Origin of the sequence: Vibrio marinisediminis, assembly GCF_014050145.1 — a bacterium.
GTDB lineage: Bacteria > Pseudomonadota > Gammaproteobacteria > Enterobacterales > Vibrionaceae > Vibrio > Vibrio marinisediminis.
Genome location: NZ_JACFYF010000183.1, coordinates 1 through 292, shown reverse-complemented (window position 1 = coordinate 292; position 292 = coordinate 1). Strand labels below are relative to the sequence as shown.

Sequence of the window (292 nt, the reverse complement as noted above, 5' to 3'; positions counted from 1 at the left end):
GCTCGCCTCCCTTGGCGTGCTGGTTGGTGGCCACCGGCTCGAGGCCGCGGTCGGTCAGCCAGGCCGCAACGAGGCGTTCGACCGCCTCGCCGCGGGCCCTGGCATCACGGGGTCCGCTCATCGCCGAAAGCCCCTGGACTGAGTACCGGTTGCGGGACGCCATCGACGAAGCGTGCCCAGGGCAGCGTGCGCTGGATGCGTCCATCAGGAGTGGCGCGCAGTGTGCCGGTCGCCCCGAACAGTTCACTGCTCGGGACCAGCTGGAACTGGGGTAAGCGTCGCGCCAGCTCGA

1 protein-coding gene is annotated in these 292 nt (G+C 70.5%); it reads right to left on the bottom strand.

Features of this window, described 5'->3' with window-relative positions:
• Positions 1–104: 104 nt before the first annotated feature.
• Positions 105–292, bottom strand: a 188-nt coding sequence (locus H2O73_RS20835) for a penicillin-binding protein activator (protein WP_182110779.1), incomplete at its 5' end; no start/stop codon positions are given.